The following is a 16,577-nucleotide window of genomic DNA, read 5'->3' as shown; positions in this document are numbered from 1 at the left end:
CGTATAATCATTATTCTTTTGAAGATAGAAATAAAAAGAAAAATCTCCTCAGAATATCTACTCTGAGGAGATTTTTTTCGTTTCTAGTTATTTTTTTAAGTCTTCAATAGATGTGATGTCCATATATGCTGGTACAACTAATCCAATTTTCACACCTGTCATGCTTGTACCAAGATCTTCGAATTTGCCATCGAATTTCTCAGCATACGTAGCATGTGTTAATGGTAGCCAACCTGCAAGCGATGCATCTGCACTACCGTCTGCAACAGCAGTCCACATTGGACCAGCTTCCACTTGAAGCATTGTTACGTCATAGCCCAAACTTGTTAATACGATGCTCATAACGTTCGTGCTGGCAATTTCACTATCCCATGCAACATATGCAAGTTTAATCTTGTCACCATCCACTTTTTCAATGCCTTCTGTCCATTCTGCAACTTTCTCAGGATTTGTATCAATCCATGTTTGTGCAGCTACTTCAGGTTTTTCACCGTCTTTGATAGCAATCATTACTTCACCCATTTCATCCTCCGTCCAGTTGAAATTAGAAAGGACTTGGTGAGCTTCTGGCATATCTTCTTGTAATCCAGTACGACCAATTGTGTGAATTTCTTCTTCTCCACCATATGAACCTTTTGGATCTTCAAGGTATTTTAAATCATATTCAGCAAATTTCCAGTGAGGAGTCCAACCAGTTACCACAATTGGCTCTTCCGCATCATATGCTTTTTTTAGAGAGGCTGTCATTGCAGCACTTGAACCACTTACAAGGTCCCACTCATCTAGTTCATAGTCTGTAATAGCTCGTTCTGTTGCTTCCATAATTCCAGCTCCAGGATCGATACCCGTAATTTTGTAGTTAAGGGACTCTCCTACTGCGGAGTCTGTAGATGTTGAATCATTTTTCTCATCTGCATCACCACATGCTGCTAATCCAAGTGAAAGTAATGCAATTGCGCCAATACCTGTTATTTTTTTTGCTAATGTCATAATGAATGTCCCCCTAATTTTTTCTTTCTATTTCCCGCGTATTGCGTGACTCTATCTAAAATAATCGCTACGATTACAATGGATAATCCCGTTTCTACACCAACTCCTGTTTTCAATTGCGTAACAGAGCGATATACCTCTTCCCCTAAGCCTGGCGCACCTACCATTGATGCGATTACTACCATCGATAGTGCTAACATAATACTTTGGTTTACCCCTGCCATAATTGTAGGTTTCGCTAGAGGAATTTGGATTTTAAATAAACGCTGCCATGTTGTTGAACCAAATGCTTCTGTTGCCTCTATTAAATCCTTTGGAACTTGCTGAATGCCTAACATCGTTAAACGTATTGTAGGAGGCATTGCGAAAATTACCGATGCTACAACTCCCGGTACTACTCCAATGTTGAAAAAGAAAATCGCTGGTATTAAATATACGAATGCAGGCATTGTTTGCATTAAATCTAACATTGGATTTACTACCTTTCGCACACCTGCTTTTTGTGAACCAAGAATCCCGACAGGAATACCAATTACTAATGCAAAAATAACGGAAGTAAGTACTAGCGTTAACATTTGAAGCATAGGGAACCAATATCCTAAGTAATCAATGAATAAGAGTCCAATCAATGAAAAGAAGGCAATCTTTCTTGTAGATATAATTCCAGCTATCAAAGCAAAGATAAAAGCTAGTAATATAGAAGGAACTAAATCCAATATATCTACTGAACCTTCTACTACCCCTTCTAATACATCGGCAAATCCGTCCAGACCAGTCCCGAATGTATCTACTAACCAGTCAACACCAGTATCAATCCAATCAGCAAAAGGTAAACGAGGTAATAATTTATCCATCTTACTTCACCTCCGTAATAGTTTGCTCTTTGGAATCCACTGTTCCATCTTTGTTTATAAAATCATTATCCCCAGATAATGCACCTATAAGGGCACCACGAATGATAATCCCTTGCAGCTTTTGTTCCTCATTGATAACAGCAACAGGAATGCTCGCGGTTGACACTACATCAAATAGTTCCGTAAGCACTGTATCAGGTGAAATCATCGGAAGGTCAGAAATAAGGACATCATTCAAAGACTTCTCCGATTCAATAGCTTCTAGAGTATCTTGCGCAGTTACAGCTCCTAGTAAGCGATTCGCATTATCCACTACATATATAGAAGAAATACCCAGTTGTTTCATCAGTCGAAGTGCTACACGCGGACCACGATCAACTTTTACTGTGTCGGCTTTTTTCATGATGTGACCAGCAGTTAGTACTTTAGACAAATCGACGTCTTCTACAAACCTTTCGACATATTCATTGGATGGACTCATCAAAATTTCTTCAGGTGATCCAATCTGAACAATTTCTCCGTCTTTCATCAGTGCTATACGATCACCAATACGAAGTGCTTCATCTAAATCATGTGTAATGAAAATAATTGTTTTTTGCATATCGTGATGAAGCTGAAGCAACTCATTTTGCATATCTTTTCGTATCAGTGGATCTAATGCACTAAACGCTTCATCCATAAGCAAGATGTCGGGGTTATTTGCCAGTGCTCTAGCAAGTCCGACACGCTGTTGCATACCCCCACTTAGTTGTTTCGGGTATTGGTCTTCATATCCCGCCAAACCAACAAGTCTTAATGACTCTGTTGCTTTTTCGTTCCGTTCTTTTTTAGATATCCCTTGGATTTCTAGACCATATTCTGTATTTTCAACAATTGTTTTATGTGGGAAGAGCGCAAAGTTTTGGAAAACCATACCAATTTTCTTCCGTCTTACATTACGAAGCTGCTCTTTATTCATCTGTACAATATCTTTACCGTCCAGTAATATTTGCCCCATCGTTGGATCTATTAATCTATTAAGTAGTCTAACTAATGTTGATTTACCACTTCCGGATAGACCCATTATGACGAAAATTTCACCTTCATTTACATCAAAGGATACTTGTTTTACCCCCACAGTTGCCCCAGTGGCTTTTAATATTTCACTTTTTGTTTTGCCATCTTTCAGCATCTGTATAGCACGGCCACTACTTTTACCAAATATCTTAGTAGCGTCTTTTACCACTATTTTTTTATTTATGTATTCCTCAGTCATATCTTCACTCCTTACCGTCCGAAAAATCCGAACCCAATTCATTATAGTGGTTTTTTCGTATAATTTCAACAGTATTAACTATATTAATTGTTTGTACAGTTAAAACTGTACGAAAAATATTTAAAAAAATTGCTTTTTGGGTAAGGATATAATACATTTAAATTTAGTTAGCAGATGATTTGAATGAAGCTAATTTCAGTGGAGGGAACGTATATGGAGGACCATGAAAAAATAGATAAAGCACGGGAAAGAATTATAGAAGCAATTGCCCAAAATATACATTTATACGGCTTGGTGCCTTCTGCAGGTAGACAATTCGGCACAATGTTTTTTCAAAATGAACCTTTAACATTAGATGATATGACAGAAAAATTAGGCATGAGTAAAACAAGTATGAGTACTTCTGTCCGGGCACTGTCTGAACTAAAATTAGTTGAGCGTGCATGGAAAAAAGGAGTTCGAAAAGATTTATATAAAGTAACCGATGATTGGCATCAAAGCTTCATCGATTTATTTTCTATTAAATGGCAGAGATCGGTTACACTTCATTCAGCAGCTATTAAAAAGTCACTAGCAGAGTATGAGGAGTTATTGCAAAATCCAACACTTAGTGATGAATTGCGTGAAGTGGTTGAAATAGATATTAGTAAGCTTAAGTATATGAAAGATTACTACAACTGGCTTGAACGCCTCATAGATGCATTTGAGGACCAACGAATTTTCGATTTGGTTCCTAAGTTCGAGAGAGACTCTAAAAATTAGAGATTTCAAGATAAACCCCAAATAATCAGCACTTTTCATAGTGCCAATTATTTGGGGTTTTTGTAACTCTAACCAAGACATCTCCAATTATTTTACCCTTAGCTCGCTTCAAAAAATCCAATTACTGGAATAATATTATCTTATAAGAATTGTTTCAAGTGCTTTAAACCCTTATTTTATAAGCAACTGGCAGTTTTTTTAATTTTTTGTTTTGAACTTTATCCTATCCAAAAATGAAGTTGCTTTTGTTTAATTTAAAACATGCTGGGTATTTTATTAAACATGCACGATATTAATATCTAATTTTTTAGGAGGAGATTAATAATGGCAAACAAAAAATATATTGGATCTTTTAGAACAGAACAGGAAGTAATCGATAAGATTAACGAGTTGAAACTTGAAGGCTATGTGGAAGAAGATATATATGTAGTGTCTAACGATAAAGAGTCGCTCTCTATTGTTCGCGGTCAGACGGATGTAGATTTATCTACAGTAGAAGGTAACTGGCTAGATAAGTTTATGGCTTTTATGAGTGGAGATGAACCAGTTCGAGCAGCGTTTCTAAATATGGGTTTCACTGATGAAGAGTCCGATCGGTATTATAATGAAGTTAAAAGCGGTAGCATCCTTCTCTATGTAGATAAAGAGTACGGAACTATTTATGATGAGAACGATAAAGATCTAGGCACTACGCAAACAGGTACAAATTTCTCTACAACAGACAACTTCATTGATGGTCATACACAAGAAGAACGGATGCGCCTTCATGAGGAAAGACTGTCCATTGATAAGGAACAACAACTAGCTGGTGAAGTAAACGTTGAGAAACACGTTGTAGAAACGCAAGAAAGAGTTGAAGTTCCAGTAGAGCACGAAGAAGTTTATATTGAAAGACGTGCAGTGGTTGATGAAAACGCCACTGGACAAATTGTAGATGATGGTGAAAAAATTCATATTCCAGTTATGGAAGAGAGAGTAGAAGTAACCAAACGTCCTGTCGTAAGTGAAGAAATTGTTGTAGGCAAGAGAAAAGTAACGGACACCGAGTTTGTAAACGAGACAGTTCGTCGCGAAGAAGCAGATATCCATCGTACAGATGATATCGAAGCTAAGGCTCTAGATAATGATCCATTGGAAGAAAACCGTATGGACAATGATCCTTTGAATAAACGTAATAGATTATAACCACAAAATTCCACTAGAACTAATACCCCCAACCAATATTAATGGTTGGGGGTATTAGTTTACCTATTTATACTTCAACTATTATTTATTCATCCTGGAAAGAAAGTCACCAAGCAAATCATCCAAGCTTTCCATCTCGGTACTTTCCTCTGAATCTTCTTCAGTTATGGCATGCTCTTGTTTTGCTTGCTCCCAGTCAAAGTTCATTAAATCATCTTCGATTTCATCATCGGGTAATTCTGGGGGATTATTCTCTCGTTCCGTCAAAATGCTAGTATTAGTACTAATATCTAATTCATCTTCTACTTCTTCAGTAAGCTCAGCTTGTAAGTATAAGGCTTGGTCAATATCTAAGGCATTACTGTTAAGGGAAGCAAGAATAGACATTGCACGAACTGGATCAGACAACAAATGATAGACAATATTTCCTAGCATAGCTTCGGAATGTGCATGCTTGAGCCAGTTACGCTGTTCCTTACTTAACTGCTTAGGCATCGGGATAGTTATAGTTTCTCTATCCTTAGATAAGGAGGTACTTACTCCCTCCAAAACAAACTCTGCTATTTTACTTGAAAAGTTTCTTCTCTCAGTCTCTTTTAACTTTTGCATTTGCTTTAAAATGTGATCAGGAGTGTCAGAAGGCAGACGAAAAGTAATTGCTTGTCCCCTTTGAATACCAGAGTTCCTCGCTTTTTCCATGAAATCACCTTATTTTTCTACTTTTTGTTTCACTACTTCATTACTTTTTATATCTTTCTTATTCTTTCTCACAAAATCAGAGATTAATTTATGATAGGCATTTGCCATCATCCAAATGCTCTCTTTTTCATCTTCAAAGAATTCGATGTTATATCCATTTAGATTGTTGTTTAGTGTTTTGATATACTCTTTTAATACAATTGCTCCACCACCAACAAAGTAGCATATCTCTGTTTGCGAGTTTTTTTGCCAAACATTACGTAAGTGACGATATTCTTTTTTCGCCAAGTCTAGCAGAATTCGGTCAGTAATATCATGAACGCTTGTACGGCTACCATTCACCATAATATGATTTCGATCATTTTTTCTAGTGATAATATCTACCACATCTCTACGGCTATCCAGTTCTACACCATGTTTTAATCTAATCTCTTCTCGAATAGACTCTAGAGCTTCAGAAACACCTAAATTGAACCCCTGCGCTTTATCATCATCTACATTACGATTTTTAATAACTGCTACATCCGTTGATAGTCCACCAATATCTTGAATCAGGATACTTTTGTCTACCAAATCTCTATTAATAATGTTTAGATCATTATCCATTATTAAGTTTATATATGCAGCAAATCCTTCAGGATAGATTTTAACTTCTTCAAACTTAATATTCACTTTTAATCCTTGATATTTAGGAGTCACTAAAAATTCCACTTGGTGAACAGATCCTAAAAGTTGTGAACGATAACCTACATCCTTACCTTCTTTTACTTCACGTAAAGGTAAACCTGTACCCAATGTGTAGTTAGCATCTATTATATTATTATTCTTTTTGAATAGTTCTGAGTTTTCTTCTCTCACTGCATCTAAAGCTAAAGTAGCAAATAACATTACTAATGTTTGATCTTCTTCTGATTTGTTGCTACCAGGGTCTAATTCAGTTGCATTATCACTTTTTGTTGCTAAACTACCCACTCTGTAAATTATATTATTATCATTTAGGGCAGGGGAGTGAACTCTAATATGAATTCCTTCAATTGGATCCTTATCATTCAATTCCTCTATTCCTATAACAGGTCTGTCTTCTGTGGATACGGCTATTACGTTAGGAATATTGAGTTCATAATCTAACTTACCAAATAAAGCTTTAACTGAGTCATTTCCTACATCGATTGCACAAATTCTTGAAGTATTCATCAAATCATCCCTTCATCTATATGTTCTACCAATTTAAGGTTATCTTATAGAGTAAACACGGTCAATCCAACAAAAGATGTATTCAAATTGTAAACATTTAACCTCTTTGTGTATACAACTCTACTCATTACGTACACTTGTATACACAATTGCACACATGTTGTTAAATCAACATGTACACCTCTTTGTGTACATGTTTACTATTATGTATACACTTTGTTTTCTTTTTGTATACTTGTATACATTCATGAATACATCACTAAAATTCAATTTGGGGAGGATTTTTTAATACTTTCTTTGGTACTTTTACTACAATAAAGTAATAAAAAATAGAATAACTTTTAGCCTATTTGTAGTTTTTGTAGTTCACTATTTAGAATTTAAATTATCCAATTCCGTTAATTAAGCACTTATCGCCCATTTAAGGCGTTTAATCTATTTAACTAACTTTCCTATTAGGAATCAAAAATAAGGTACTAAAAACGATTATATAGAGCACCATATTCTGAATAAAACCAAATAAAAAAACCAAGCAAAGCTTTTATGCTTCACTTGGACTATTCTTTAAAAACTCCCTATTCAATCATTAAAATCTCTTTAATATCCTGTTCTGTCATTGCAGACAAAGTATCCTCTCCTGAGTGAATGACCTCATCAATGAGGCCTTGTTTTTTATGTTGTAACTGAGTAATTTTTTCCTCTATCGTACCCTTAGCTATTAAACGTATGACATGAACTTCGTTTTCTTGACCCATTCGATGAGCTCGATCAGCGGCCTGCTGCTCCACTGCTGGATTCCACCAAAGGTCATATAGAATAACTGTATCAGCTCCAGTTAAATTTAACCCAGTGCCTCCTGCTTTTAACGAAATGAGAAATAGATTCCCTTCTCCGTTGTTAAAGCGATCACATAATTCTACCCGTTCTTCAGATGGGGTTTGTCCATCTAAATAGAAGTAAGGAGTCCCCTCTCGTATAAGTCTCCCTCTAATAATTCCTAGCATCTGTGTAAACTGCGAAAAAATGAGCACTCTTCTCCCCGATATTCTGCACTCTTCTAGAAGCTCCATCAATTGTTCAAATTTAGCTGAACTTCCCTTGTAACCATCTACAAATAGAGCTGGATGACAACAAAGCTGTCGAAGTCTTGTTAAACCCGCTAATATTCTAATGCGATTCCTTTGAAGATCCCCTTTTTTTAAATGCTTCAGTGCATCCTGTTTAAGTTCAGCCAAATAAGCGGCATATAATGTCTTTTGTTCGACTTGTAATTCAGAGTAGAGCATTGTTTCTGTTTTCTTTGGTAATTCCTTCAATACATCTTGTTTCATCCGACGCAAAATAAATGGTCGGACCCGTTTTGCAATATTTTCACGACTTAATTCACTAAAGGCTCTTCTTCCAGGTAATAGTTCGGGAAATACAACATGGAATATAGACCAGAGCTCGTCTAATGTATTCTCGATTGGTGTTCCTGTTAGGGCAAATCGGAAATCTGCTTTGATCATTTTTACTGCTTTCGCTGTTTTGGTTACTGGATTTTTGAAGGCTTGTGCCTCATCTAAGAACAATGTATGAAAAAATCGTACCCGGTACAGATCTGTATCCGATCGTAGCGTTGGATAAGAAGTAATTATTACATCAGTATGTAAAGTGTGTCTCCACAAATCACTTCTTTTTGTCTTATTACCATCTATCACCTGCACCTGGATATGTGGAGTAAATTTTTTTAGCTCGTTCCTCCAATTGTATAATAGTGATGCAGGGCACACGATTAACACCGGTAAATTTCTCGCACGAATATCTGGAAGAACGGATTCAATAAAGGCAATACTTTGAAGGGTTTTTCCAAGTCCCATATCATCGGCGAGTATACCACCAAATTTGTATTTTGCCAGCAGCTGAAACCAACGAAAACCTACTTTTTGATAGTCTCTAAGTATCGTTTCTAGAGGTATAGCGCCATCCAATTCTGAGTTTTCAGGGTCATGTAAGTTTTTCATGAGCTTTGCAAATTTCTCACCAGGTTCTAATAGATCACTTTGATCTAAAGCATCAATCATTTGCATCCCTTTTATTAACGGTATATGGATTTCATCGTCAAATGAATCCGTCGTGATTCCCATATCAATAATAAAGCTTGATAAAGCTTGATATTCAGGGGTTTCAAGTGAAACTAAGTTACCTCCTGGAATACGGTAAAATTTCCGTTTTTCTTCGATGGAGGTCATCAATCGCTGAATTTCCTTCTCTGAAATATTTTTTAAATCGAATTTAAACTCTAACCAATCTGTTCGCTCTTTTACTTCTACTTTAATCCTCGGACCAATATATCCTCTTTGTACACGCAATTTAACTGCTGTCGAGGCATATATTTGGACCCACTTTTCCATACCAGATAGCACATGATATAAAAAGTGATACTCTGCCTCTTCATCAAACAAGTAGAATCCCCCCGAGGTTTGAGAAAATCCACTTTCCAATAACACATCTATAATCTTTTGTTCTTTATCCAACTGCCGTCTAATACCCGGATAATGCATAACATCTGACTCTATCTCCTCACAAGGATTTATAACCAGGTGTCCATAATGAAATTCAAGTCCTGCAAGTATTCGATGCTTGACTCGGTCTAAAAACAGCTTTACCCGGAGTGGAGTTTCTCCCATTCTTTTAGAAATAGATTCTGCAATATGTACATACCCCAGCTTCATAAGCCCTGGTATGGTTTTCTCCATAAAATAATCGATTTGGCTCTCTGATATGACTAATTCATGTTTTCCAGACTGATCAAGCATCTCTTTTAGTTCGGCAAGTCTTATACATTCTTCTGGAAGAAGCTTATACAAAATTCCCTGTGAGAATGCATATCCATAGCCTTTCAACACAACAATTTGATCAAGTCCCTCCACATTCAGTTGGTAATTGGTCCTCTTCGTTTCATCAAAGGCAAAACGGAGTGGAAGATCTCTTCCAAACTTCACCCCACTATATTTTCTTTCCCCGTGAACGAATCGAACTAATGGCGCTTCTGTTAACAACGGGACTAACTGATCCCAGTCGGATGCTGAGATGAGTAAGGTATCTGCTTGGAGGGATTGCTCATGCTGCCCTTTTAATAACAGCTGAAGCACGGCATCTGATTCTTTTGGAAAGCTATATATCTCGGGAGCATAGTATTGTTCTGAGGCATATTCAAATGGCTCTTGTCTCTCCAAATTACGAAGAAAATCTTTCATGTTAGAAATACTATATAAACTATTTGTACCCACCTTTACCTGAATGCCAATTCCGTTATCCCAGCCATCAACTAGTGGTAATAGATGACATATAAATTCAATATGTAATGTTTGTCTTTTATCAAAATGTAGCTGTTTTGCTGTAGGGTGCACAGATCTGTTTTCAAACAAATTAAGCATTCTTGATGCCAGACGCTCTTCTGTTTCCTTTTCCTCTACTACAAAGAGCACTGCTGCAATATGCTGACAATATGTTTTAACAAATCCTATAGGCGGACAAGTACAAGTACCTCCAACCTTCCCCTCAACATCTGCTACTACCATAACTTCCACATCATCGACTGCATGTACAGTCGCTTTTATGATAGAATCATCTGGTTGAAAAGAATGCACATGTACTTTTCCAGCTTGATAATAAGATTTACCCTTTTTAAAAGCGGTAACCCCACATAATTGCTTTATCTTTGCTTCATTCATCGAAAAATTCATTGTGTATCCTTTCTCGATCTTCCCTAAATTATTTCTGTTGATCGGATAGTTGTTGGCTTTTTACTTTATATTAACATATCCCTCCTGCCTACTCTGAAAATCGACTAGTAAAGTGCTATAAAAAAACCTTCTAGATTTGAGCTCTAGAAGGTTCAATATTATTCACTTGCATAGTATTAAGAAGGTATTTTTATCGCTTCAATAAAATGTATTTGATGACCATCTTTTTCGTAAATAGAGAATTTATAGCCATTATACTCAACCTGTTTATCCATTAACAGGTCCATATTTTGCGTGTAATACCAACCACCAAATGTATCAACATCTGGATTTTCTAACTCAATTTTCAAAAGTTTCGCTACATCGTCTAGTAGTACTTTTGAGTGTATTAGATAATGATCATCTTTTAGTTTGCGGATGTCCGCTATTTCATCTTCATCAAATTCATCACGAATCTCTCCAACTATTTCTTCAAGAATATCTTCTACTGTGACAAGACCAGAAGTACCACCATACTCATCTAAAAGAATAGCAATATGCGTACGCTCTTTCTGCATTTTCAATAATAGGGAATTTATCGGTATAGTATCCATTGTATTTATGACAGGGTTTGTAAACCTTTCCATCGTAAATGTCTCCGCAGTAACCCGATTACTCATCCCCTGCGTCAAAAAGTCTTTAATATTTATAAAGCCGATTATATTATCATGGTCTCCATCATAAACAGGATAACGGGTGTAGCGCTCTTCGGAAATTAATGTAAGTACTTCATGGAATGTTGCATTCTTTTCAAAACCAATAATTTCAGTACGTGGCACCATAATCTCGCGAGCAATTCGATCATCAAACTCAAAGACATTATTCACATATTTCAATTCATTTTGGTTTATCTCTCCACTTTTAAAGCTCTCTGCTAACAATAATCGCAGTTCCTCTTCGGTATGAGATAATTCATGTTCAGAAGCTGGCTTCATACCAAATAGACCTACTAAAATACGGGCGGAACCATTTAAGAACCAAATAAACGGGTATAAAATTCTATAGAAAATCATAATGGGCTTGGCAAAAAGAAGGGATACAGCTTCCGCCTTTTGAATTGCAACCGTTTTGGGAGCTAACTCCCCAACTACTACGTGTAAAAATGTTGCAATGGCAAACGCACCACCGATTGTAAAGTAATGAATATATTCAGTACTAATACCGATACCATTAAACAAAGGATGTAGGATGAATTCAAATGTCGATTCACCCACCATCCCAATACCAAGTGCTGTAACAGTAATTCCTAACTGACAGGCCGATAAATATTCATCTAGATGTGTGGTAACATGTTTTGCTGCAAGCGATCCTTTACGGCCCTCAGCCACAAGCTGATCTATTCTCGAATGCCTTACCTTAACGATTGCAAACTCTGTTGCAACAAAAAATCCTGTTAATGCTAATAAAATAATAAATATAGTTAAGTTTAATACGGTCAATAAGTTGTCTTACTATAATAGTAAGACTTCACCTCCTAAGTGATAAGTAAAAGTAAAGATTGCATTAGCGCAACGCTTTCTGATGAGACTTTTTGTTTTATATTGTGTTGAGTAGCTTTTTCCTCTGAATTAATCTGTTCTATTAAATGAGTAACTTCTTTTTCTAAATATTGCATTTGTAAACGTAACTCCTGAATATCTACCTCTTCAATTTGAACCTCTTCAAATTGTTTTTTGATAGCTTCCAAAGACATTCCAGAAGCTTTTTTCTCCTCAATTAATCGTAGTTTCTCGATCATTTCTATAGAGTAATAACGATAATTAGAAGCGGAACGTTCAGCTTGTAGTAAGCCAAGCGTTGTATAATAATCTATTGTCCGTCTAGTTATACCTGTTTTTTCTGCTAATTCACCAATTCTTAGTTTTTCGATCCCAATTAGATCACTCCAAACCATCACGTTATAGTTTAAGTATAATAGTAGTTAAGTATATAAGCAATTATTTAGTGTAGAAAATTACACAACCTATGTGTTCTTAAAAGAAAATATATTTTTCTACCCTTTAAACTTTGAAGAGAAATGTCTTTGTTTATGACAGGCTCTAATGGGTAAATTAATAGCAATACTAAAAAATATGGAGGTCTTTTAAAATGGCAGATAAAAAATTTGTAGGATCATTTCTAACAGAACAGGAAGTATTAGACAAAATCAATGAACTAAAATTAGAAGGATATGTGGATGACGATATTTATGTCGTAACAGATGACAAGGAATCACTTTCAATCGTGCGAGGACAAACAGCTGTAGAGTTAGAATCTGTAGAAGGTAACTGGTTAGATAAATTCAAAGCATTTTTGATGGGTGATGAGCCAGTTCGTGCAGCCTTTAGTCAAATGGGGTTTACTGATGAAGAGTCTGAACGTTATTATAGTGAAGTGAAAAATGGAGGAATTCTCCTGTATGTAGACAAGAACTATGGCGCTGTTTATGATAACTATATTAAAAATCAATCGGACTCTTCTTATGATGGAGATGAATTAGAAGGTCCTGGAGAACCCATCCGTGCAAAAGATGTAGAGAACCGTTTAAACCAATACCCACTAAGTGACCGAGGAGAACGTTAATTTTTATATCGCGTTAGAAACTATCTTTTCTATCCCTAAACTTTACATACTCGTTTAGGGATTTTTTGTATAGTACGAACAAAATCTTCTTGTATCATATGCTCGTTTTTATATCTGTTTAATGATAAAATTAGTAGTAATAAATGCAGTATTACAAAGGGGATTCGTATGAATATTAATGTAAATTATTCGGGGGATTATTCACAATTGGTTACACCTGAAGTGAGGAATCGACTAAATGCAATACATGAAGGGATACATACAAAATCAGCTGCTGGAGCTGACTTTTTAGGATGGGTTGATTGGCCAGGCAATATGAGTAATGAATTTCTTCAAGATATTCAAAATACAGCTAAACAAGTTCGTTCTACATCGGATGTCCTTGTCGTTATCGGAATTGGCGGATCTTATCTAGGTTCTAAAGCGGTAATTGAAGCACTTTCGACACCATTTGAAACAAAAGAAGGTCTGGAAGTAATTTTTGCCGGTCACATGGTCAGTGGAGAGTATCTGAAACAATTGATGTCGTACTTAGATGGAAAAGAAGTGTCTTTAAATGTAATATCCAAGTCTGGTAAAACGACCGAACCAGCATTAGCATTCCGTTTTTTACAGCAATACATGGAAAAACGCTACGGTGAACAGGCAACATCTCGTATTATCGTCACTACAGATGAAGAAAAAGGTGCCCTTTTATCACTTGCAATTGAAAAGGGATATAAACGTTATGTCGTGCCAAATGATATTGGAGGTAGATATTCGGTATTTACGGCAGTTGGCTTACTTCCAATCGCGGCCGCAGGATATGATATTGCAAAACTAATGGGCGGTGCTACAAAAGCACAAGAGGAATTCAATCTTGTTGATCCAACAACAAACAGTGCTATTCAGTATGCTATTATTCGTAAGCATTTGTATGATGCTGGTTATCCGGTCGAAATTATGGCAACCTTTGATGAAAAACTTCGCTATATTCAAGAATGGTGGAAGCAACTGTTTGGGGAAAGTGAAGGTAAAGAAGGTAAAGGTATCTTCCCTGCTTCCGTTGTCTATTCAACAGACCTGCACTCATTAGGCCAATACATTCAAGATGGAAAACGCATGTTATTTGAAACGTTTTTGACAGTTGAAAAAGCTAATGATGATTTAACTGTATTCGAGGCAGAAAATGATGGCGATGAACTAAACTATTTAAGTGGATTAACGCTTCATGAATTCAACCATGCTTGCCACGAAGCAACTGCTAGCGCTCACTTAGATGGCGGTGTACCACAAGTTTCCTTAACCATTGAGCAAATTGACGAGGAACATATCGGACATTTGTTGTATTTCTATATGATTTCATGTGCTTATAGCGCATACTTACTAGATATTAATCCCTTTGACCAACCTGGTGTGGAAGACTATAAGAATAATATCTTTAAAATTCTAAAAAAACCAGGTTATTAAGATACAAGAGTTAGACACCCTCTGAGGGAGCTTTGAATTGGTTAATCTATATTCCAGCGAGGCATTAAGAGGCGATTAGTGGGTTATGTCACTAATCGCCTCTTCATTTTTCTTTTATTTGCATAACTACCTTACAACGAAAACGTCTTGCCCGCATTGGACAAGACGTTTTTTTACACTTGATAAATTCTCGCTTCATAAGGTGCTAGCTGTAAGGTAGTTACCTTTTCATGAACCCCTACTTCTAAGTTAGCTAACAAGAGGTTCTCATGCTTATACGTAATACCTTCTATGTCCGTTACTGTAAGTGTCTCATCTGATAAATTAGAAAGAATAATTACCTTTTGTTGTCCCATTGTACGGGTATAAGCATACAACGTTGGATGACTTTCTAACACTAAATCGTATATACCGTAAGTGAAAATGCTTTCTTTTTTGCGTAATTGTATCATTTGTTTGTAGAAGTTTAAAATTGACTTAGGATCTTGCTCTTGAGCCACTACATTAATTGCTTTATAGTTTGGATTTAGACCAAGCCATGGTGTTCCACTGGAGAACCCTGCAGATTCGTCCGAGGACCACTGCATTGGTGTTCTTGAATTATCACGACTTGTAGCTCGAATAATTCCCATCACTTGTTCATGTGATTCACCTTGACCAGTTCGGTAGTTGTATAAATTCTTGGTTGCAACGTCATTATAATCTGTGATAGAAGAGAAATCGACATTGGTCATTCCCAATTCCTGACCTTGATAAATAAATGGAGTTCCTTGCATAAAAAAGTACATTGCCGCTAATGCTGTTGCACTTTCTCTCCAAAATTCTGTGTCGCTCCCCCAAGTGGAAACAGATCGCGCCTTATCATGATTTTCTATGAATAGAGCGTTCCAGCCGCTTCCCTCTAAAGCCTTTTGCCACCTAGTTAATACCTGTTTAAGACCGGGGATATCTAACTTAGTTGTTTCAGCATCCCATAGACTTAAATGTTCGAATTGGAAAATCATATTAAACTTTCCTTCAGATTCGTCTACCCATTCGGATATTTCATCAATTCCTACACCATTTGCTTCACCGACTGTCATAATATCGTATTTAGCGAAAGTTTCCTTCTTCAACTCATCTAAGAACGGCATAATTCCCGGCACATTCATATACTTTTCCCATGCTGGAACATATGGGATACCTGATACAGGGGCCATGTCACTAAATGTTATGTCTTTCTTAATATGACTGATTGCATCTACACGGAAGCCGTCAATACCCTTATCTAACCACCAGTTGACCATTGAATACAAGGCATTACGAACGTCACTGTTTTCCCAGTTCAAGTCTGGTTGCTTCTTGGAAAACAAATGCAAATAATATTGTTGGGTCTCTTCATCAAGCTCCCAAGCAGGTCCATTGAATATACTAGCCCAATTGTTTGGTTCTTTTCCCTCTACACCGTCGCGCCAAATATACCAGTCTCTTTTTTCACTTAATTTTGAAGAACGTGATTCGATAAACCAAGGGTGTTCATCACTCGTATGATTGATCACTAAATCCATGATTAATTTCATGCCACGTCTATGAACTTCCTCTAACAAGGCATCAAAGTCTTCCATTGTTCCAAACTCAGCCATGATTGCTTGATAATCGCTTATATCATAGCCATTATCATCATTGGGTGATTGATACATAGGACAAATCCAGATAACATCAATTCCTAAATCTTGTAGATAATCCAGCCTAGACATTATTCCCTGTAAGTCCCCTACTCCATCACCATTTGAATCTTGAAAGCTACGTGGATATATCTGATACGCCACAGCTTCTTTCCACCAATTTTCTTTCATAATCTACCTCTTTTATTTTAATTGG

General features: G+C 36.5%; 13 protein-coding genes. 4 read left to right on the top strand and 9 right to left on the bottom strand.

Annotated features, from left to right (window positions below; genetic code table 11):
- Positions 1-87 precede the first annotated feature (87 nt).
- The 3 genes from MHI47_RS01300 to MHI47_RS01290 are packed head-to-tail and all read right to left on the bottom strand — an operon-like array spanning position 88 to position 3,099.
- Entirely contained in the window at positions 88-990 is a 903-nt protein-coding gene (locus MHI47_RS01300) for a glycine betaine ABC transporter substrate-binding protein (RefSeq protein WP_340829097.1), read from the bottom strand.
- Positions 987-1,844, bottom strand: a complete 858-nt coding sequence (locus MHI47_RS01295) for an ABC transporter permease (protein ID WP_340829094.1) — start codon at positions 1,842-1,844, stop codon at positions 987-989. Before MHI47_RS01295 ends, MHI47_RS01300 begins: the two co-directional genes overlap by 4 nt.
- Position 1,845: 1 nt before the next feature.
- Positions 1,846-3,099, bottom strand: coding sequence for a quaternary amine ABC transporter ATP-binding protein (locus tag MHI47_RS01290; protein ID WP_340829091.1), 1,254 nt, complete (start codon positions 3,097-3,099; stop codon positions 1,846-1,848).
- Positions 3,100-3,312: 213 nt separating this feature from the next.
- Between MHI47_RS01290 and MHI47_RS01285 the strand changes: the two genes are divergently transcribed.
- Complete coding sequence (locus MHI47_RS01285) at positions 3,313-3,861, top strand: GbsR/MarR family transcriptional regulator (RefSeq protein ID WP_093536404.1); 549 nt, start codon at positions 3,313-3,315, stop codon at positions 3,859-3,861.
- Positions 3,862-4,185: 324 nt separating this feature from the next.
- On the top strand, positions 4,186-5,046 hold the full coding sequence (locus tag MHI47_RS01280) for a YsnF/AvaK domain-containing protein (RefSeq protein ID WP_340829088.1): 861 nt from the start codon (positions 4,186-4,188) through the stop codon (positions 5,044-5,046).
- Positions 5,047-5,127: 81 nt separating this feature from the next.
- Here MHI47_RS01280 and MHI47_RS01275 read toward each other — a convergent pair whose 3' ends face one another.
- From MHI47_RS01275 to MHI47_RS01255, 5 genes are all read right to left on the bottom strand, one after another.
- Entirely contained in the window at positions 5,128-5,745 is a 618-nt protein-coding gene (locus tag MHI47_RS01275) for a hypothetical protein (protein WP_340761201.1), read from the bottom strand.
- A gap of 9 nt (positions 5,746-5,754) precedes the next feature.
- Positions 5,755-6,939, bottom strand: coding sequence for a ParM/StbA family protein (locus tag MHI47_RS01270; protein WP_093536410.1), 1,185 nt, complete (start codon positions 6,937-6,939; stop codon positions 5,755-5,757).
- Positions 6,940-7,514: 575 nt separating this feature from the next.
- A complete protein-coding gene (locus tag MHI47_RS01265) occupies positions 7,515-10,667 on the bottom strand; it encodes a DEAD/DEAH box helicase (RefSeq protein WP_340829086.1) in 3,153 nt (1,050 codons plus the stop codon).
- Between the two features lie 176 nt (positions 10,668-10,843).
- Complete coding sequence (locus MHI47_RS01260; protein WP_093536414.1) at positions 10,844-12,145, bottom strand: hemolysin family protein; 1,302 nt, start codon at positions 12,143-12,145, stop codon at positions 10,844-10,846.
- Positions 12,146-12,180: 35 nt separating this feature from the next.
- Complete coding sequence (locus MHI47_RS01255; protein WP_340761199.1) at positions 12,181-12,600, bottom strand: MerR family transcriptional regulator; 420 nt, start codon at positions 12,598-12,600, stop codon at positions 12,181-12,183.
- 194 nt (positions 12,601-12,794) lie between these two features.
- Here MHI47_RS01255 and MHI47_RS01250 point away from each other — a divergent pair, with 194 nt between their 5' ends.
- Entirely contained in the window at positions 12,795-13,268 is a 474-nt protein-coding gene (locus MHI47_RS01250) for a general stress protein (protein WP_093536418.1), read from the top strand.
- A 168-nt stretch (positions 13,269-13,436) separates the two neighbouring features.
- The gene (locus MHI47_RS01245) at positions 13,437-14,717 is read left to right on the top strand and encodes a glucose-6-phosphate isomerase (RefSeq protein ID WP_340829085.1); all 1,281 of its coding nucleotides are present in this window, start codon (positions 13,437-13,439) and stop codon (positions 14,715-14,717) included.
- 173 nt (positions 14,718-14,890) lie between these two features.
- Here MHI47_RS01245 and MHI47_RS01240 read toward each other — a convergent pair whose 3' ends face one another.
- Entirely contained in the window at positions 14,891-16,552 is a 1,662-nt protein-coding gene (locus MHI47_RS01240) for a glycoside hydrolase family 13 protein (RefSeq protein ID WP_340829083.1), read from the bottom strand.
- Between the last annotated feature and the right edge of the window lie 25 nt (positions 16,553-16,577).

The sequence above is a fragment of the Psychrobacillus sp. FSL H8-0487 genome (assembly GCF_038008385.1).
GTDB lineage: Bacteria > Bacillota > Bacilli > Bacillales_A > Planococcaceae > Psychrobacillus > Psychrobacillus psychrotolerans.
This window is presented reverse-complemented; position numbering and strand designations above follow the sequence as displayed.